The following is a 246-nucleotide window of genomic DNA, read 5'->3' on the forward strand; positions in this document are numbered from 1 at the left end:
CTTCGAGTTGCTGGGCCATGCGGGCCGAGGTGTTCACGTAGCCGCTGATCAAGGTGAGGATGCCGACCTTGGTCATGCGTTCGAGGGGCAGGGGGCGCATGGCGCGCAGGCCCGCGTCCATCCAGGCGATGGCGTGCGGGCCGCGCGGCGGGGCCGAGGTCGGGAGGTCGGCGAGCCAGCGGTGGGCCTGGTAGGCCTGCCAGAGTCCGCGGGCCCACTGCTGCAGGGCCCGGTCCCATTCGGGGG

General features: G+C 73.2%; 1 protein-coding gene. It reads right to left on the minus strand.

All coding sequences use genetic code 11. From position 1 onward, the window contains the following. Positions 1-246 (minus strand): TetR/AcrR family transcriptional regulator C-terminal domain-containing protein (locus RAD04_RS39040; RefSeq protein WP_461628017.1); only part of this gene is annotated, 246 nt, incomplete at both ends.

It is taken from the genome of Bradyrhizobium sp. 25ACV (genome assembly GCF_054863005.1).